At 69.5% G+C, this 18,164-nt stretch carries 16 protein-coding genes; 5 read left to right on the top strand and 11 right to left on the bottom strand.

The annotated features are described in order from the left end of the window. Positions 1-283: 283 nt before the first annotated feature. The 3 genes from Ssi02_RS13210 to Ssi02_RS13200 all read right to left on the bottom strand — a co-directional run bounded on the left by Ssi02_RS13210 (position 284) and on the right by Ssi02_RS13200 (position 3,445). Positions 284-754 carry a MarR family winged helix-turn-helix transcriptional regulator gene (locus Ssi02_RS13210; protein WP_204025315.1) on the bottom strand — a complete coding sequence of 157 codons (471 nt, stop codon included), beginning with the start codon at positions 752-754 and terminating at the stop codon, positions 284-286. 220 nt (positions 755-974) lie between these two features. Next, the gene (locus Ssi02_RS13205; protein WP_204025314.1) at positions 975-2,447 is read right to left on the bottom strand and encodes an MFS transporter; all 1,473 of its coding nucleotides are present in this window, start codon (positions 2,445-2,447) and stop codon (positions 975-977) included. Positions 2,448-2,488: 41 nt separating this feature from the next. Continuing rightward, complete coding sequence (locus Ssi02_RS13200) at positions 2,489-3,445, bottom strand: helix-turn-helix transcriptional regulator (RefSeq protein ID WP_204025355.1); 957 nt, start codon at positions 3,443-3,445, stop codon at positions 2,489-2,491. A gap of 86 nt (positions 3,446-3,531) precedes the next feature. Between Ssi02_RS13200 and Ssi02_RS13195 the strand changes: the two genes are divergently transcribed. After that, positions 3,532-3,951 (top strand): VOC family protein, encoded by a 420-nt coding sequence (locus tag Ssi02_RS13195; RefSeq protein ID WP_204025313.1) that lies wholly within the window; start codon positions 3,532-3,534, stop codon positions 3,949-3,951. Positions 3,952-4,113: 162 nt separating this feature from the next. On the opposite strand, the gene Ssi02_RS13190 is transcribed toward Ssi02_RS13195, so the two are convergent. Together Ssi02_RS13190 and Ssi02_RS13185 are read right to left on the bottom strand one after the other, a co-directional pair. Continuing rightward, positions 4,114-4,527, bottom strand: coding sequence for a type II toxin-antitoxin system VapC family toxin (locus Ssi02_RS13190; protein WP_204025312.1), 414 nt, complete (start codon positions 4,525-4,527; stop codon positions 4,114-4,116). Beyond that, entirely contained in the window at positions 4,524-4,748 is a 225-nt protein-coding gene (locus tag Ssi02_RS13185) for a FitA-like ribbon-helix-helix domain-containing protein (protein ID WP_239128873.1), read from the bottom strand. Before Ssi02_RS13185 ends, Ssi02_RS13190 begins: the two co-directional genes overlap by 4 nt. A gap of 334 nt (positions 4,749-5,082) precedes the next feature. Here Ssi02_RS13185 and Ssi02_RS13180 point away from each other — a divergent pair, with 334 nt between their 5' ends. Further along, positions 5,083-5,403 carry a hypothetical protein gene (locus Ssi02_RS13180; protein WP_204025311.1) on the top strand — a complete coding sequence of 107 codons (321 nt, stop codon included), beginning with the start codon at positions 5,083-5,085 and terminating at the stop codon, positions 5,401-5,403. Between the two features lie 163 nt (positions 5,404-5,566). On the opposite strand, the gene Ssi02_RS13175 is transcribed toward Ssi02_RS13180, so the two are convergent. Continuing rightward, positions 5,567-7,771: a glycoside hydrolase family 3 C-terminal domain-containing protein gene (locus Ssi02_RS13175; RefSeq protein WP_204025310.1), complete on the bottom strand. Its 2,205-nt coding sequence runs from the start codon at positions 7,769-7,771 to the stop codon at positions 5,567-5,569. A gap of 9 nt (positions 7,772-7,780) precedes the next feature. Then, positions 7,781-8,362 carry a TetR/AcrR family transcriptional regulator gene (locus Ssi02_RS13170; RefSeq protein WP_204025308.1) on the bottom strand — a complete coding sequence of 194 codons (582 nt, stop codon included), beginning with the start codon at positions 8,360-8,362 and terminating at the stop codon, positions 7,781-7,783. Positions 8,363-8,456: 94 nt separating this feature from the next. Between Ssi02_RS13170 and Ssi02_RS13165 the strand changes: the two genes are divergently transcribed. Continuing rightward, positions 8,457-9,413, top strand: a complete 957-nt coding sequence (locus Ssi02_RS13165; protein WP_204025306.1) for an alpha/beta hydrolase — start codon at positions 8,457-8,459, stop codon at positions 9,411-9,413. On the opposite strand, the gene Ssi02_RS13160 is transcribed toward Ssi02_RS13165, so the two are convergent. The 4 genes from Ssi02_RS13160 to Ssi02_RS13145 all read right to left on the bottom strand — a co-directional run bounded on the left by Ssi02_RS13160 (position 9,391) and on the right by Ssi02_RS13145 (position 16,245). Continuing rightward, positions 9,391-10,815, bottom strand: coding sequence for a carboxylesterase/lipase family protein (locus tag Ssi02_RS13160; protein WP_204025304.1), 1,425 nt, complete (start codon positions 10,813-10,815; stop codon positions 9,391-9,393). The genes Ssi02_RS13165 and Ssi02_RS13160 overlap by 23 nt on opposite strands. A 56-nt stretch (positions 10,816-10,871) precedes the next feature. After that, positions 10,872-12,239 (bottom strand): MFS transporter, encoded by a 1,368-nt coding sequence (locus Ssi02_RS13155; RefSeq protein WP_204025301.1) that lies wholly within the window; start codon positions 12,237-12,239, stop codon positions 10,872-10,874. 5 nt (positions 12,240-12,244) lie between these two features. Further along, a complete protein-coding gene (locus tag Ssi02_RS13150; RefSeq protein ID WP_204025300.1) occupies positions 12,245-13,438 on the bottom strand; it encodes a DUF3089 domain-containing protein in 1,194 nt (397 codons plus the stop codon). Between the two features lie 65 nt (positions 13,439-13,503). Then, the gene (locus Ssi02_RS13145) at positions 13,504-16,245 is read right to left on the bottom strand and encodes a glycoside hydrolase family 78 protein (protein WP_239128872.1); all 2,742 of its coding nucleotides are present in this window, start codon (positions 16,243-16,245) and stop codon (positions 13,504-13,506) included. Between the two features lie 183 nt (positions 16,246-16,428). On the opposite strand from Ssi02_RS13145, the gene Ssi02_RS13140 reads away from it, so the two are divergent. Both Ssi02_RS13140 and Ssi02_RS13135 read left to right on the top strand, forming a co-directional pair. Further along, on the top strand, positions 16,429-17,001 hold the full coding sequence (locus Ssi02_RS13140) for a TetR/AcrR family transcriptional regulator (protein WP_204025298.1): 573 nt from the start codon (positions 16,429-16,431) through the stop codon (positions 16,999-17,001). A 148-nt stretch (positions 17,002-17,149) separates the two neighbouring features. Next, positions 17,150-18,112 carry an alpha/beta hydrolase gene (locus tag Ssi02_RS13135; protein WP_204025296.1) on the top strand — a complete coding sequence of 321 codons (963 nt, stop codon included), beginning with the start codon at positions 17,150-17,152 and terminating at the stop codon, positions 18,110-18,112. The last annotated feature ends 52 nt before the right edge of the window (positions 18,113-18,164 follow it).

Raw genomic sequence — 18,164 nt, 5'->3', positions numbered from 1 at the left:
TCTCTCGACACATCACGGACGAGAGACATATATATCCTGGGATATGTCGCCCACCGGCGACAGCCTTGCGCCACGTGGCGCCTTCGGCAAACCTCACGAAGGGTAGGTGAAAAACTTCGCTCCGTACGAACCGTGTGCGAGGCTTATTAAGCACGCGTTCATGAAGCCGTATACACGTTGTCGGCCCATCGCGGCGTTCCATACACTGCGCGAAAGCTGAGGCGGTGCCGCACGGTAGCTCTGTGCTGCCTTTAGGTAAACGCCGGGCGATCGCCTGAGTCGTCTAAGACGCGTTCTTCGAACCCTTCGGGCGGCGCTGAACACCGAAGTCCTTGTCGGCCTGCTGGTCGAGCGCGTCTTCCAGCGCCAGGGAGTCGAGCACCTCAAGAGCCGACGTCGCGTCGCCCAGCACGTGCTCGAACCGCTCAATGAGGAGGTGCTCCGCGTTGCGCAGCATCTCAAGCCCCTGGTCGGTCACGTCGAACACCACGCCCCTGCCGTCCGAGGCAAGACCACTGCGCTCGATCAGCCCGTCACGCACCATGCCGGAGGTGAGCGCGGAGATCGCGGGCCTGCTGACCGCGGTGTACTGAGCCAGCTCGTAGGCCCGCTGCCGCCCGGCCACCGCGCTCGTCAGGGCTCGGTATTGCGCCATGGTGAGCCCGGCCTCCTCGCACGCCTGCTGGGCGATCCGGGCGAGGCGGATGACCGTGCGGATTGAGTTGAGCAACTCGGTATCCGAATATTTGTCCATGGGGCTCCTCCGAGTCGGGTGTGGTGGCCGAGACGATCGTGATTAGTGGGGCGACCGGGGCCAACGGGCACTGCCGACTGCCTGATCACGCCACCCTATCGGCTGTCGACAGCAGCCACCGAACCGTGTTCTCCTCCGCGGACCTGTGCCCGGCGGGCCACTCTCTTCGCCTTTTATGGGGTGAAAGACAAAGGGCCGTCCGGGAGCTCTTAGCTGCCGGTCAGGATTTCGCCCTGTGAACGGTGGTCCGCAGAGGGGTTTCGCGGATGACGACCGCGGCTACGAGGCTGACCGCGGCCACGGCACCGGACACCACGAAGACCAGGCCGAGGGCGTCGGCATAGGACGCCTGCGCGGCCTCTCGGAGTGCCGGCGTTAATGTGGCGAGGTCCAGGTCGGCCTGGGCCCCGACGCCGCTGGTGACGATGGCTCCCAGGGCGGACATGCCCAGCACGCCGCCCAGGGAGCGGAAGAAGGTCACGGTGGCTCCTGCCGTACCGACCTGGGTGGGGTCGGCGGCGTTTTGCGCGATGAGCACGTAGTTCTGAATCACCACGCCGATTCCCACGCCGACGAGAACCGCCGCGGCGGGAACGGTCCAGGCGGGTGCGTCGTCGAGCCGGCCGATAAGGGCGAGGCCGAGGGCCAGAACGGCGGAGCCGGCCACGAGGATCGCCTTCCAGCGGCCGAATTTGGCGATCAGGTGGCCTGCGGCCAAGGTGGCGGCGGCGGTGCCGATCAGCATGGGCATGCTGAGAAGGCCGGCTTCGGTCGGGCTGTATCCGCGGGCCAGTTGAAAATATTGGCTGAGGAACACCATCGAGCTGAACATCACCACCCCGACGGCGAAACTGCCGATGCTCGCCCATGCCGTGGTGCGGTCGCGGAGGACAGGGAGGGCGAGAATCGGGTTGGGGTGGCGGCGTTCGACATAGACGGTCAGGACGCCCATGAGCAGGGTGCCGGTCAGGATGGCGGCCGTCTGCCAGGAAAGCCATGCGTATGCCTCGCCGGCGAATGTCACCCACAGCAGGAGAAGCGTCACCGTGACGGCGACGAGAAGTGAGCCGAGGTAGTCGACGCGGGTTTCACGTCTGTGCACGGGAAGGTGGAGATAGCGCTGGAGTACGGCGAGGCTGGCCAGGGCCGGGGGCACGACGACGAAGAAGCACCAGCGCCATCCCAGCCAGTCGGTGTCCACGATCAGGCCGCCGACCAAGGGCCCGCACAATGTCGCGACCACCATGACGAGGCTGATGTAACTCGAATAGCGGCCGCTCTGCCGCGGGGGCACGATGGAGGCGATCACCGCCTGGGTGGTCGCCATGAGGCCGCCCATCGCGATGCCTTGAAGGCCGCGCATGCAGATCAGCATCCAGATCGACTGCGACAGTCCGGCCCCGATCGAGCCGAGCAGGAAGAGCCCTAACGCCGACCGCACCAGTGTCTTCTTGTTGAACTGGTCGGCGCATCTTCCCCAGATGGGCGTGCTGACCGTCATCATCAGCAGCGACGCCGCCACCAGCCAGGTGTATTCCGACTGACTGCCCCCGAGGCTCGCCACAATCGACGGCAGCGCATTGGTGACGATCATGGTGCTCATCACGCAGATGAACAGGGCGAGCATCAGTCCGGCCAGTATTCGTGCGATCTCCCGGCCGGTGGGCTGAGTCCGCTCAGAAAGTAGTTCCACCGCTTAACTATATTGACCGCAGCGCCGATCCCACCATCCCCCTACGACTCGACGGACGCCTCCCGGTAGCGGTCGGCGAGCGATGCCAGGAACGTGCGGAACTCCGGCGGGTCGAGTACGGCGAAGCCGACGCCGAGTGTGCCGAGGAACGCGGCCAGGTTGTCGAACGACTCGCCGCCTGTCTCCAGCATGCAAGTGTCGTCGGTGAGAGCGGTGAGCAGGCCGGCGGTGGACGGGATGCGGGCGGCGATCGTCTCGGCCGGAGCGTGCAGCCGCACGCGCACGGGGTGCTGCCACGCGCGTGAGCCGACGCCGCGCAGGACGTGGGTGGCGGCGTCCTCGGGAGGCTCGCGGGGGGTGAAGCGCGGGCCGTTCGGAGTGCGCAGGCGGATGCGGTCGGCGCGGAAGACGCGCCAGTCCTGCCGGTCGACGTCGAAGGCCATCAGATACCACCTCCGTCCGGTGTAGACCAGGCGGTGCGGCTCGGCCTTGCGGGAGCCGGTCCGGCCGTCGTGGCCGCGATAGTCGAAGCGGAGCTGCTCGTGGTCGCGTACGGCGGCGGCGATGCCGGTCAGGGTCTCGGCGTCGGCGACCGGGCCGCCCCCGGCGGCGGAGACGGTGGCCGACCGCAGCGCGTCCACGCGGTGCCGCAGCCTTCCCGGCAGCGTCATCTCCAGTTTGGCCAGCGCTCGTACGGAGGGCTCCTGGATGCCGGCGACGGTGCCGGCCGCGGCGGCGGCCAGGCCAAGCGCGACGGCGACGGCCTCGTCGTCGTCGAGCAGCAGCGGCGGCAGGGCCGAGCCCGCCGTGAGCCGGTATCCGCCCGCGGTGCCGGTGCTGGAGTGCACCTGATAGCCGAGAATGCGCAGCCGCTCGATGTCGTTGCGCACGGTCCTGGTGGTCACGCCGAGCCGGTCCGCCAGGTCGGCGCCGGACCAGTCGCGCCGGGACATGAGCAAGGACAGCAGGCGCAGGAGTCGCACCGAGGTTTCCAGCATTTCTCCAGTCTGCGCCATTGAGGAACCGCACGTTCCACAAGGCCTCCTAACGTGAGGGCACAAGCCAGCGAGCAGGGAGAAACACGATGTTGCGAGGATTCACCACGATCAGCTTCTGGGCCGACGACCTGAAGGCGGCCAAGCGGTGGTACACCGAACTGCTGGGCGTCGAGCCGTACTTCGAACGGCCGGGGCCGGACGGTGAGCCCGCCTACGCGGAGTTCCGCGTCGGCGACTATCAGCACGAGCTTGGCTTGATCCACCGGAGCTGGGCGCCCGAGGGATCGTCGGCCGAGCCCGGCGGGGCCGTCATGTATTGGCATGTCGACGACATCGAGGCGACGCTGGCGAAGGTGGTGTCGATGGGCGCGACGGTTTATCAGCCGATCGTCCATCGGGAGGCGGGTTTCGTGACGGCTTCCGTGCTCGACCCGTTCGGCAACGTGCTCGGCCTCATGTACAACCCGCACTATCTGGAGATGCTGGCCGCCTCCGGCCGCACGTGATCGGGGGCCAGGCACCCCTTACCTGCGTACGGCACCGCCGCCGCGAAGTGGCGGCGGTGCCCGGGCATCAGCCGGTGCTTGGCAGCGCGGACAGCGAAGCGACCGCCACCCGGTCTCCCGGCTGCAAGAGCACGCGTGCGACCAGGTCCAGGGGGTGACCTCCTAGAGCATGGGAGGCGGGTAACGGTGGATTTCCGCCCGATGTCCGGTCGCACCGGCGAACTTGGCGTCGTCGGTGAGCAGCGGCATTCCCAGCAACTCGGCAAGCGCGACGTACATGCCGTCGTATGCGCTGAGGTTGTGCCGCGACTCCAGCACTCTGGGCTGCAACGGCAGCATCGGATGGCGCACGATCCTAAGCTGGGCGTAGCGCTCCAGCATCACTGCGGCCCGGGTCTCGGAGATGCGCACCTCGGGCTTGCCGGTAATCACATGTCCGCGCACCACCGAGGCGATCTCGACGTCGATCAGGGCCGGTGCGTGCACCTTGCGAGCCAGCCTCTGACGCAGAAGATCGTCTCCCTTGACGTTGGCCAGCAGCCGAAAGACGATCGAGGCGTCGACGACCAAGGTCATCTGCGCCCCTCGCGCATGGTCTCGCGCACGAAGTCTGGATCGTAGGGCACCGGCTCGTCGCCCGCGATCCTGATCATCACCTCGTCCAAGGTCGGACTGGCCGCCTCCTCGTTGAGAAGGTCACGGACGTAGGCGGTCAAGGACTTGCCTTCCCGCTCCGCCCGCGCCTTCAGGACACGCTCGGTGCCGTCGGGCACATCTCGAATCTGTATGGTCCCCACGCCTCCACGTTAGCATGCAGTCTGCATGCATGACCATCGACACACCTGCCGGAATTTGCTTTTCTTAAATGCACAACGAAAGGCATGTCGAGCAGCGTGTCGCGTGGATTCGATCAAGCTATATTGACCCCCGGCAAACCCCCCAGCCGAGGAGACAGCCATGCATAGGATGCACAGTTCGCCCCCGCACAAGGAGCATAGGGCGGGCGGTCTGGCCGAGGTGAGGTCCCATGCCGGGGCCGTTATTCAGCGCCATTTCCCCGCCATTATGCGAGGGGCCCTCGCCCTGGTCTTCCTGTGGTTCGGGGCGCTGAAGGTGGCGAATGTGAGCCCGGTGAGCAAACTGGTCGCCGACACGCTGTTCTTCATACCTCTTCCACAAACGCTGCTGGTCACAGGGCTTGGCGTGTTCGAGATCGCGGTCGCGGCCGCGCTTGTCACAGGGCGCTGGCTGAGGCCGATACTACCTCTGCTCCTTCTTCACCTCGTCGGCACGTTCTCGGTTCTGCTCATCCACCCGGCTCTGGCGTTCCAGGGTGGAAACCCGCTTCTACTCACCGTGGAAGGAGAGTTCGTCATCAAGAATGTGGTCCTCATCGCCGGCACCCTGATGGTCTCCGCGACCCTGCCGCCGCGGGAAAAGACGAGCGATTAGGCTTTCCTCAGACTTAAGAGACAATGAAGTTTTCTTAATTTGCAACGCTCCTTTTCCGACGACGCAGCACCGCGCCGGGGTTCGGGCAAGGAATCCCGGGCGGTGCCGTACCGAAGAGTGCCCTACCGCAGAGCAGAGGACTAAAGGGCGGTGTACGAAAAAGTCAGCCGTTGGCCTCGTCCGCCAGGGCGGCGAGGGTCGTGAGATCCAGGTAGGCGCCGGGGATGCGGGCCAAGCGGCTCAAAGGAACCGACCCCACCGTCTTCACGTAGTGGTCGGACAAAAAGCGGGACGGCGGCAACCCCGATCCGGCCGGAGGCTGCATCTCACGGGAGAGAACGGCCCGCCCGCCGGGAGTGGCCATCCACTCGGCCAGCGAGGAGTCAGGCGTGAGCCGCGATTCCGGCGCGTTCCCCTCCAGTTTCACCTCGCCCGACAGGCGAAGGTCCCGGGAGGACGCGCCAACGAAGATCAGCGCCGTGCCCTCCTCAACGGTCCAGGTGCGACGAGTGGGGTGGAAGTAGGCAAAGTCACGGGATCCCAGGCTGAAGACGACCGTGGTGCTTTCGCCGGGCGCGAGGGTGACCTTGGTGAAGGCCCGTAGCTCGCGCAGGGGCCGGCGCACGTCGGCGGCGGGCGCCGAGACATAAACCTGGGGCACCTCGCTGCCCTGCCGGGTCCCGGTGTTGGTGATGACGGCACTGACCTCGACGGTGTCGTCCCGCCGCACAACGGTCAGGTCGGAGTAGGCGAACGTGGTGTAGGACAGACCGTGCCCGAACGGGTAGGCCACGGGACCGTCCACCGCGTCGTGGTAGCGGTAGCCGACGAACACGCCTTCGCCGTACCTCACATGGTCGGGGTCGCCGGGGAAGTTGAGGTAGGACGGGGTGTCCTCAAGCCGCAGCGGGATCGTCTCGGTGAGCCGCCCGGACGGATTGACCGCGCCGGTGAGCACGTCGGCGACCGCTCCACCGCCGGCCTGGCCGAGCAGCCAGCCCGCGAGGATCGCGCCGGCCCGGTCGTCAAAGGCGGTGGTGGTGACGACGCCGCCGGCGGACAGGACGACGACCACGCGGGTGGCGGTCTCGGCCACCGCGGCGAAGGCGGCGAGCTGGGCGGCGGGCAGGTCGAGGTGGGTGCGGTCGTAACCTTCCGACTCCTCGCCGTCGGGCAGGCCGAGGAAGACGACGGTGACGTCGGCGGCCTCGGCGGCGGCGCGGGCCTCGGCGACGAGGGCGGGGTCCGGGGCGCCGTCGAGACGGTAGCCCGCGGCGAAGGGCACCGGCGGGGTGTGCACCGCGCGGAGCTCGGTGAGGGCGTCGTCGAGGCGGGTCGGCACGAGTTTGGAGCTGCCGGCGCCCTGATAGCGGGGCGTGCGGGCGAGCTCGCCGACGACGGCCAGGGAGGCGGCGGGGGCGAGCGGCAGCACGCCGTCGTTCTTCAGCAGCACCGCGCACTGCCCGGCCACCTCGCGGGCCAGCCGGTGGTGTCTCTCCTTCATGTCGTCGTCGTACGGCTGAGCCGGCGGTCTGGCCGTGACCCGGTCGGCGAGCTGCAGCACGCGCCGGGCCGACCGGTCGACGTCGGCCTCGGCGAGGTCGCCGCCGCGCACGGCGGCGGGGACGAGGGCGGCGGCGGCCTCGCTGGTGGCGGGCATCTCCAGGTCGAGTCCGGCGCGGAGCGCCGCCACCCGGTCGCCGACGGCGCCCCAGTCGGACACGACCATCCCGTCGTAGCCCCATTCGTCGCGGAGTACCTCGGTGAGCAGCCAGTGGTTCTGCGAGGCGTATTCACCGTTGATGCGGTTATAGGAGCACATGACCGTCCAGGGCCGCGCGGTCTTGACGGCGTACTCGAAGGCGGCGAGGTAGATCTCCCGCAGGGTGCGTTCGTCGACCTCCGCGCTGACCTGCATGCGGTTGGTCTCCTGGTTGTTGACCGCGAAGTGCTTGAGCGAGGCCGCCACCCCGGTCGACTGGACGCCCTCGATCAGCGCCGCGCCGAGGACCCCGCTGACGTGTGGGTCTTCGGAGAGGTATTCGAAGTTCCTGCCGCACAGAGGCGAACGTTTGATGTTGACGCCGGGCCCCAGGAGCACGTGGACGCCGAACGCCGCGGCCTCCGCACCGAGCGCCGCGCCGACCCGCACGAGCAGGCCCGCGTCCCACGATGAGCCGAGCGCGACGGCGGGCGGGAAGCAGGTGGCGGGGATCTCCTCCCAGCGCACACCGTGCGGCCCGTCGGTCAGCCGGAGCTCGGGAATGCCGGCCCGCTCGATCGCCCGGGTGGTCCACAGGCCCGAGCCGGTCGTGAGCGAGGCGCGTTCTTCGAGGGTGAGGCGGTCGAGGTCGCGGGCGTGGATCATCAATGCTCCCTAGGGGGATGGAGTGATGGTGTCGAGATGCCGGTCGACCTGCGCGACCAGGTCGAAACCGGGTTCCAGGAGCCACTGGATCTGCAGCCCGTCGAAGAGGGCCACCAGAAGGGGTCCGTCCGCCGCTGCCGTGAGTTCGCCGCGTTCCTGGGCCTTGGTGATGACGCGGGTGAAGAGTTCGCGGCTGTGGCGGTAGCGCCGCTGGAAGTAGTCGTGGGCGGGGTGGTCGGGGTCGGTGGCCTCGGCGGAGAGGGTCACGAACAGGCGGACGATTTCCGGCTGGGCCATGTTGCGGGCGATCAAGGCGTGCAGGGCCTCGCGAATGTTGCCGGTCTCCGCCCACTTCTCCTCAAACCACGGGGTGTCGGTGTCATCGCGGTGTTTGAGCACGCCTTGGAGGAGGTCCTCCTTGGACGGGAAGTAGTGAAGTAGTCCGGCCATGCTGAGGCCCACCTGGGCGGCGACGTCGCGCATGGACGCGCCCCGGTAGCCGCGGATGCTGAACAGCTCGTGTGCGGCGTCGAGAATCTGCTGCCTGCGGGCGACGCCGACGGCGTAAGGCTTACGAACGGCTGGCTTCATAGGCGCAATTCTCTATCTCCGGCGAGCTGCCCCCGCAGGGGATCTTCCGCTTCGCATGCTAGCAAAGAGACCAATCAGTTGGTAGGTTTTCGACATGGCACTGGACCCCTTGATCGCCCCCCTCGTCCACGACCATCAGCCGGGCGCCCGCTCCTACGACGAGTTCATCGAGCCGGAGCCGGACATCGCACACGTCCATCAGGAAACCGTCCTCCCGGATGGCTTCGCCGTACGGATCTACCGCCGCAAACCCACCGGGCTCGCCGGCGCGCTCCTCTGGTATCACGGCGGCGGCTGGGCCTCCGGCGACCTCGACAGCGGCGACCGCCGCTGCCGGGCCATAGCCGCGGCGGCCGACGTCGCGGTGATCAACGTGGACTACCGGCTGGCGCCGGAGTTCCGCTTCCCCGCCGGGCTGGAGGACTGCTATCGGGCCCTCAGCTGGGCCGTCGGCCAGGCCGGACGGCTCGGTTTCGACCCGGCGCGGGTGGGGGTGGGCGGCGAGAGCGCGGGCGGCAACCTCGCCGCCGCCGTCGCGCTGCTGGCCCGCGAGCGCGGCGGGCCGCCGCTGCGGTTGCAGGTGATGGAGATCCCCGCGCTCGACCTCACGCTGTCGTCGCCGTCGATCGAGGAGTATGCCGAAGGGTACGTGTTGACCGCCGCCGCTCTTGAGGTGTATGTGCGGGACTACCTCGGCGGGCACGACGCTGCGGACCCCCTGGTCTCACCCTTGCTGGCGGGCGACCTGTCGGGGTTGCCGCCGGCGCTCATCGCGGTCGCGGAATACGATCCGCTGGCCGACGACGGCCGCCGCTACGCCCGCCGTCTGGCGGAGGCGGGCGTGCCCGCGACGCTGCTGGACTTCGCGGGACATGTGCACGGGTCGCAGATGCTGACCGCGCTGGTGCCGAGCGCCCGCGAGTGGCGCGAGGCGGTGATCAGCGCGGTCCGCGACCACTTGACGACCTCGACCGGCAGTGCCCCGGCAGGCGGCCACCTCGTAGAGGACAGTGCCCCCGCCAGTGGCTTTATCGGCGGCCGGTCAGGCTGAGCACCGCCCGCTCCTCCTCCCGCGGGGCGTGGACGACGCGGCTGCCCGGTGAGTCGAAGGTCATCACCGGGCGGCTCGCATCCCATTCCGCCCAGCCGGGGTCGCCGGTGGCGGCGAACCGCACCCATGCGGCGTGCATCTCGTCGGCGAGCGCCTGGGGCCGTCCAGGACCGGCGAACGCCTCGGCGTCGGCGCTGTCCAGCGTGTCGAAGACAAAGCCGAGTTCCAGGGCGTGGGCGGCACCGAGACCGAGCACGGGCGACTTCCATGCGAACTCATACATCCAGGTGCGCCCGGACCGGGCGTCGGCCAGGTTGTTCTTCGGCACCCGCAGCATAAGGTCGGTCACCAGAGCACCGAAGACGTCCCCGGCGGTCGCACCGGGCCGGTTGCGATAGTAGAGGCGGACCGCCTTACGCGGGATCTTGAGTTTGAGCCGCGCCGCCAGCAGAAGCAGCCAGGTGATCTTGAGCCCGGTGGGGGCGAGCCACAACCGCGCCTCCTCGGCGGTGTAGCCGAGCATGAGCGGAATGTCCTTCCCCGCCCCGGCCAGCAGGGCCGCACCGGGGTCGACCGGCAGCGGCTCCTGCCCCACGACCCCGCCGAAGCCGGGCCCGCCGGACAGCGCCGTGGCTCCGCCCATGACCCGCGTCTGACAGGCCAGCAGGTCTTCCGGGGAGACGGCGGCGAACGCCTCCCGGGTGCGGGGGATGCCGAGATCGGCCGCCATCAGTTCGGTGATCTTCCCCGAGTCGCCCCCGCCGGGGCCGATCGGCCCGCTCATCACGATCGCCCCGGCCATGAGCACGGACGCCTCGGGGTGGGCGAGCAGCGCCGCGACCGTGCCGCCGCCGGCTGACTGGCCGAACACGGTGACGCGGGCGGGGTCGCCGCCGAACGCCGCGATGTTCTCCCGCACCCAGCGCAGCGCCGCGAGCTGGTCGGCGAGCCCCAGGTTGGCGGGGGCGTCGGAAAGAACGGAGAAGCCCTCGGCGCCGATGCGATAGTTGACCGACACCAGCACGACCCCGTCGCGGGCGAAGGCGCGCCCGTCGTAGGTCGCGATGGCGTTGGAGCCCCTGGTGAGGCCTCCGCCGTACATCCACACCATCACCGGGGCGCCCTCTGCGCCGCTGGGGGTCCAGATGTTGACGTTGAGCATGTCGTCGCCGGGCACGACCACACTGGGCAGCACCTTCTCCAGGCCCTTGGTGTAGGGGATCTGCGGCGGGCTCGCGCCGAAGCTGAGGGCGTCGCGCACGCCCTCCCACGGCTCGTGCGGGCGGGGCGGGGCGAAACGGCCCGCGCCGTACGGCGGCGCAGCGTAGGGCACGCCGAGGAAGCGGCGGACGCCGTCCTCCTCCACGCCGCGGACCTCGCCCGCACTGGTTTTGACGATCATGTTGCCTCCCGTGGGGGCCTCACGTCCCACGCTAGGGGACGTGAGGCGGTCTGCTGTCAGGCCGTCGCTGTGCGGCGCTCGGCGAGTTCCGCGGTGGCTCGGGCGGCGACGGCGCGGGTGATGGGATAGGCCGCGAAGGCCAGCACGCCGAGGATCCCGATCACGGCGGGCACCACGCTCTGGGCGAGCAGGATGCCGTGGATCGCCCCTTCGTTCTGCGCCACTCCCCCGGACTGGAAGCCGGTCAGCGCCATCACGTAGGCCACGAGGCCGCCGCCGACGCCGCCGCCCGCCTTGGTGGCGAACGACGTCATCGCGTTCAGCGAGCCCTCGGTGCGGTAGCCGTGTTTCCATTCGGTGTAGTCGGTCAGCTCGGCCAGCAGGAGCAGGTTGAGCGCGACCGACCCGCCGAGCCCGAAGCCGGCCACGCCGAAGCACGACAGGACGAGCGCAGGGTTGGCCGGCATCACGTAGATCAGCGCCAGGCCGGCGATGGCGACGCCGAGGCTGACCATGTAGGACGGTTTCGAGCCGATGCGCCGGGCCAGGGCGGGCACGACGACCGCGCCGATCACCATGGGCACCGCCATCACCAGCGCGACCATCGACATGTATTTCTGGTCGCCGACGTAATAGAGGAAGAAGTACGGCAGAGCCGCCGTGAGCGACCCGCTCGCGACCTGCACGCACACCTTGGCCAGCAGCAGGATCGGCACGGCGCGGCCGGAGAAGAAGACCCGGCGCACGTCGGCGAGCCGGTAGCGCTCCGGCGACACCGGCACGACCCGCTCCCTGACGCCGAGCACCATGATCACCACCAGGGCGAGGCCGGCGAGGCAGAAGACCGTCGCGTACATCAGCCAGCCCCGGGTGCCGCCGCCGAACGCGCCGACCATCGGCAGCGTGACGCCGGTGACGATCGCCGCGCCGATCAGCGTGGTGAAGCCGCCGATGCCGGCGAGGTGGCCGCGGGACTTCGGATCGTCGGTGATGGACGGCACCAGCGACGCCAGCGGGATCTGCATGAAGTCGAACACCACCCCCCACAGCAGATAGGCGATCCACGCGCCGGCCAGCGCGGAGGGGAACCAGGCGGGCGCGACGAACATCGCGACGGCGCACAACGCGCACAACACCGCGCCGACCAGCACGTAGCTCCGGAACCTCCCCCGCTTCGTCGTGGGCAGGTGGTCGACGATGTAGCCCATGACGGGGTCGCCGACGCCGTCGACGATCCGCGCCACCAGCAGCAGGGTGCCGACCGCCGCCGCGCCGACGCCGACCGCCTCGGTGAGATAGAGCATGAGGAAGCCGGTGACGCCGCCCATGACGGAGGCGCCGAGCACGCCGCCGAAGTAGGCGAACTTCTCTCCGATCCCCGGCACGGCGGGCGTCCGCCGTACTGGAGGCAGGGTGGATGTCATCGCGGTCAGTGCCCCTGACCCGCGGTCCACGTGGCGGCCTGGGCGGCGACGAGGTCGCCGATGCCGCCGGCGTCGACGTTGAAGTCCATGACGTGCAGGCCGAGCGCGGTGTGGTTCTTCTTGATGTTCTCAAGGCCGTCGACCTGGAGCCAGTCGACGCGGCCCTTGGTCCCGGTCGCCCAGGTGCACCGGCCGGTCACCTGGCCGGGGTAGGTCGCATAACCGGTCGGGTAAGTGGTGGGGCGGTAGTCGCCGAACAGCAGGGTGAGCGCCCCCGAGGGGGACAGGATGTTGCCGCGCAGCAGTTGCCTGGTCGGCATGTAGGCGCGCATCGGGAGCGTGTCGGTGTGCCGGGCGCCGGTGAGCAGGGCGGACGGGCTGGAGCACAGGACGCGGTGGGTGAGGTTGGTGGTCCGGCCGAGGGCGGCCTTGTCGGCGTCGGCGGCGGGCATGTCGTAGGCGGAGAAGGCGACGACGCAGCCGGTCGGGATCGGTGCCGAGGGGTTCGGGCGTTCGCAGGAGGGGATGTGCTGGAAGGTGGCGCCCGGGTCGTTTCCTCCGCCTGAGGTGGCGTCCATGGGCACCTTGACGTCGGTGCCCATGATGTAGGCCGCGACCAGTTGGTCTGACTTCTCCGGTTTGCCGTCGAACTCCTCCTGGAGTAGCCGCGCGACGACGGCGGCGCCCTGGGAGTGGCCGAGGAACACCACTCCGCGCCGTTTGCCGGTCGCCGGGTCGAGGTTGTCGTTGTTCCAGTAGTGGGCGAAGGCCTGTTTGACGTCCTGGTAGCCGGTCTCGAAGTCGGTCGGCAGGCCGAGGCCGCCGATGACGTAGGAGGTCAGGGGGGCCTGGCGGTACATCGGGGCGAACATGCGGCAGTGCTGCGTGAGGCGGCCGGCCTGCATGAGCGTGACGGTCTCCTCTTCGTCCTCGGCCGTGGGCGGTGTGGACTCGGGCAGGAGGTTGACCGTGGGATAGACGTAGAAGCAGTCGACCGGGCGCTGCTGGGGGCGTTCGAAGGGTTCGACCGAGGTGGCGCCACCGGGGTTGACGACCGTGGCGTTGAGGGCGGTCGTCTCACAGAAGTCGGCGGTGGAGCCGGGCTTGCAGAGCCAGACGGGCTGTTGAAGCGGTGCCGCCATGGGGGTGGGGGCCGAAACCAGGGTGAAGGCGGTGGTGAGGGACAGGAAAGCGTGCATCTGCGCTCCAGAAACCGACCAACTGATTGGTAGTTATTCACGTTAGAGTGACTGCGCTCACACCGTCAATGGCGCTGCGGTGAACTGATCGCCGCCGCCACGGCGGCCAGCATGTCCTCGCCGCCGCGCACCGCCTCGACCGCGCGCCGCACGGTCATCCCGCCGCTCAGCGCCCGCGGCAGGAAGGGGGCGAAATCCGGCTGATGGCGGGCGATCGCCTCGACGACGGCCGCTTTTACATCGCCGTCCAACCGGTCGAGCGTGCTGTCGAGCGTCGGCGGCTCCTCCACCGGCGCGTACGGCACACGCCGGCGATGCCTGCCCGCCCCGACCTCGGCCCGTTCCCCGCCCGGCAGGTCGATCAGCGCCGTCGTGTTCGGCGGCACCTCGACCTCCAGCGTCAGGTGGCCGTCCTCGATCGACCAGGCCGACTCCGCCGTGCCGTACGGTGTCCGCAGCCGGGCCCGTGCCCACGTCAGGCCGCCGCCGGGGCGGGGGGCGACCGCCAGCGTGCGATAGCCGGGGGCGGCGGGGGCCAGGCCCGCGACGGTGCGGTGCATCCAGTCGGCCACGGCGCCGAAGGCGTAGTGGTTGAAGGACGTCATGCCGCCCGGGTTGACGGAACCGTCGGAGAGGAGGGCGTCCCAGCGTTCCCAGACGGTGGTGGCGCCCATGGTGACCGGGTAGAGCCACGACGGGCATTCGCGGCGCATCAGCAGGCGGTAGGCGTCGTCGAGGTGGCCGTTCTCGGCCAGGGCGTCGCAGATCAGCGGTGTGCCGAGGAAGCCGGTGGGCACCGCGTGGCCGCCGGCTCGCACTAGGGCGGCCAGGCGGCGGGCGGCGGGCGCACGTTGGCCGGGGGTGAGCAGGTCGAAGCGGAGGGCCAGCGCGTAGGCCGTCGGCGAGTCGCTCAGCAGGCGGCCGTTCCCGGTCGTGTACTCCGCTCGGAACGCCTCCCGCACCTCGGCGGCGAGTGCCTCGTAGCGTTCCCTTGACGCCTCACGGCCCAGGACGTCGGCGGCTGCGGCGACGAGTGCGGCGGAGCGGGCGAAGTAGGCGGTTGCCACGAGTTCGGGCGGGGTGCCGGATTCGTGCGGGCGGTCGGGGGGTGCGGCCGGGTGGAGCCAGTCGCCGATCTGGAAGCCCGAGTTCCACAGGCGGTCCGGGCCGGCATGGGCGGCCACGTGGTCGACGAAGCGGCGCATGCCGTCGAAGTGGGTGCGCAATATGTCGGCGTCGCCGTATCGCTCGTAGAGGGTCCACGGCACGACCACGGCGGCGTCGCTCCAGCCGGCCACAGGGATGTAGGCCACATCCCCCAGCACGTTGGGAGCGATCAGCGGAACCGCCCCGTCCTCAGCCTGCTCACTCATCAGGTCCGCCAGCCAGGAGGTCAACATGCCGGCTGTGCCGTAAAGGAAGGTGGCGGTGGGAGCGAAGACCTGCAGGTCGCCGGTCCAGCCGAGGCGTTCGTCGCGCTGCGGGCAGTCGGTGGGGACGTCGAGGAAGTTGCCGCGGGTGCTCCAGACGATGTTCTCGTGGAGTCTGTTCAGCAGGGGGTCGGAGCATTCGAACCAGCCGGAACGTTCCAGGTCGGTGTGGCAGACGACGGCGACGGCCTCGGTGACGGGGCCCTCGATCGAGGCGTAGCGGAAGCCGTGGAAGGTGAAGCGGGGTTCCCAGGTCTCCTCGTCGCCGCCGCGCAGGATGTAGACGTCGGTGCTGTCGGCGGTGCGGAGGGGGCGGGTGCAGAGGTCGCCGTTCTCCAGCGCTTCGGCGTGCTTGAGTACCACCCGTTCGCCGGGGTTGCCGGAGGCGGTCACGCGGAGGCGGCCGACGAGGTTCTGGCCGAAGTCGAGGATCTTCTTGCCTGAGGGGGAGGTGAGGGTTGCTGTCGGGGGGTGGAGTTCGGTGCGGCGAATTGGGGGGCCGGTAGGGGCAGTCAGTACAGATAGATCCCGATTTATCACCTCAATGGGGTGTTGGTCCTGGTCAGGTGGGGCTTTCGGCTCCGACCAGCCGGGGCGTTCCAGGCGGGCGTCGTGGACCTCGCCCTCGTAGATGCCCGACGACACGATCGGGCCGCCGGCCGCCGGCCAGGTGTCGTCGGTGACGACGCGTTCGGCGGTGCCGTCCTGGTAGAAGAGTTCGAGTTGGGCGAGGAAGGCGCGGCGGTCGCCGTAGATATGCCTGCGGCCGCCGCCGAAGCCCAGCCGCCCGAGGTGCCACCCGTCGCCGAGGATCGCGCCGATCGCGGCCGGGCCCTCGGAGAGCAGGTGAGTGACGTCGAAGGTCTGGTAGCGGAGCCGGTGGGCGTAGCTGGTCCAGCCGGGGGCGAGCACGTGGTCGCCGACGCGCGTGCCGTTGATTTCCGCCTCGTAGACGCCCAGGGCCGACGCGTAGAGGCGGGCGCGGACCAGGCCGGAGGCGACGCGGAACTCCTTGCGGACCGTCTGCCCGCCGGCGACAAACCGCGCCGACCAGTCCTCGGGGGTGAGAAGCCCCGCCTCGATGTGGCACGCCCGGCTCCAGGGCGAGGGGTCGCCGTCCCGATCCGTGACACGCACTCGCACGGTGACCCGCTCGCGGGAGGTCAGCGGGGTGAACGGCCACGGTACGAGGACCGACTCGCCCGACCTCACCCACACCCGTTCGTCCCCGCCGTCTTCGCGGTGCACCTCGATCTCATAGGCGGTCTGGCGCCAACCCTCCCGGCCGGTGTCGACGGTCCAGGACAGCCGGGGGGTGCTCACACCGATTCCGAATGGTTCGCCGAGGTGCTCCACCTTGATTCGGATGTCGTCCACGGAAATCCTTACTTAGTTGTTAGTAAGTAATCTAGAGTGAGAGGCATGGCACAGAACAGAGGCTCCTCGGGTTCTTCAGGTTCTTCAGGTGTTTCAGAAGGCAGGTCTTCGGAAGGCACGTCTTCGGACGGCGAGGCTTCGCGGAGAGGGTCCGCGCGGGGAGCCCGGCGCCGGGAGGAGATCGTGGCGGTGGCCGCGGAGCTGTTCGCCCGCACCGGGTTCCGCGGCACCGGCATGACCGAGATCGCCGCCCGGGTCGGCATCACCGAGCCGGGGCTGCTCTACCACTTCCGCAACAAGGAGGGGCTGCTGCGCGCCGTCATCGAGTGGCGCGACGCCCGCAGCCTGGAGTTCGCGCGGGAAGTCGGCGCGCTCGGCGGACTGCGCACGATCCGCGAGATGCCCGCCTTCGCCCACCGCAATCATGAGGAGGCCGGGCTGACCAGGCTCTTCGCCGTACTCCTCGCGGAGAATCTCGATCCCGGAGCTCCCGCGCACGAGACGTTTGTGCGGCGTTATCGGGAGATGCGCCGCCTGGTGACCGAGTCACTCCAAGTCGGGCAGGAGCGCGGCGAGATCCGGCCCGAGGTCGACCCGCGGCTCAAGGCCGTCGAGATCCTCGCGACCCTCGACGGGATCTCCACCCAGTGGCTCCTCGACCCCGAGAGCGTCGACCTGGTGGAGAGCATCGAGGCATACGCCAAATCCCTGGAACACGACCTCGCACCGCACCCGGCGACGTCCCCCGCAGTGTGAGACACGCGGACGTTTCCCCAGGCGAGCCACGCGTTGGGATGCCCGCCCGTCCTTCCCCGCCGACGCCCCTCCCTCCCACAACGCCGGGAGGCCGCTCCCTCCCGCAGCATGCCGGGAGGCCCCTCCCCCGTCCCGGAAGGTGTGTACGGTGAACCCCGACCCCACTCCCCTCTCCCCCGTGCACCTCGATCCGCCCGTCCGGCGATATTTCGCGGGCCTGGCCGCCGGCGCCGCCGAGACTCAGCCGCCCGCCGACCTGGCGGAGATGCGCCGCCGGGCCGCGGAGACCCTGCTGTCCGTCGCCCCGGCCCCCGATCCCCGGGTGAAGGTGACGCACCACCATGTGCCGGTGCGCCGCGGGGAGATCGTCGTCAGGATCCTGCGCCCGCACGACCTGCCCTCCCCCGCTCCCGCCTATCTCTTCATGCACGGCGGCGGCTGGGTGCACGGCGACCTCGACACCGGTGAGGTCGAATGCGGACCGATGGCGACACTCGTGCCGTGCATGGTGGTGTCGGTCGACTACCGGCTCGCGCCGGAACATCCCTTCCCCACCGCCCTTGAGGACTGCCTCGCCGCCTATACCTGGCTCCTGGATCACGCATCCGGCCTCGGCGCCGACCCGGCGCGCGTCGCCGTCGGCGGCGCCAGCGCGGGCGCCAACCTGGCCGCCGCCCTCTGCCTCGCCGCCCGCGACCGCGGCCTCCCCCTCCCGCTCCTGCAACACCTCGACATGCCCGCGCTCGACCTCACCCCCGACTCGGCCTTCAACCCCGCCGGGGGTGCCCTCACCCCCACGGCCATCCGCGAGTTCGCCATGCACTATCTCGACGGCGGCGACCCCGCCCACCCCTACGCCTCACCGCTGCACGCGCCCGACCTGTCGGGGCTCCCGCCTGCCGTCATCCTCGTCAGTGAGCACGACCCTCTTCGCGACCAGGGCGAACGCTATCTGGTCCGCCTGCACGAGGCGGGGGTGCCTGCCGCCGCCTTGCGCATCCTCGCCCACACACATGCGAGCTGGCTCATCCCGGACACCGTCACCTCCGCCGTCGTGCCCGAACTGCGCGCGGCGGGCCTCCGGCGTGCTTTCTCCGGCGGCTTTTCGTAGCTGTTCCGCCGGGTTCGCGGTGGAATGGAGGGGTGAGCCCGAGCAAACGGAA

The sequence above is a fragment of the Sinosporangium siamense genome, from assembly GCF_016863435.1.
Classification (GTDB): Bacteria; Actinomycetota; Actinomycetes; order Streptosporangiales; family Streptosporangiaceae; genus Sinosporangium; species Sinosporangium siamense.
This window is presented reverse-complemented; position numbering and strand designations above follow the sequence as displayed.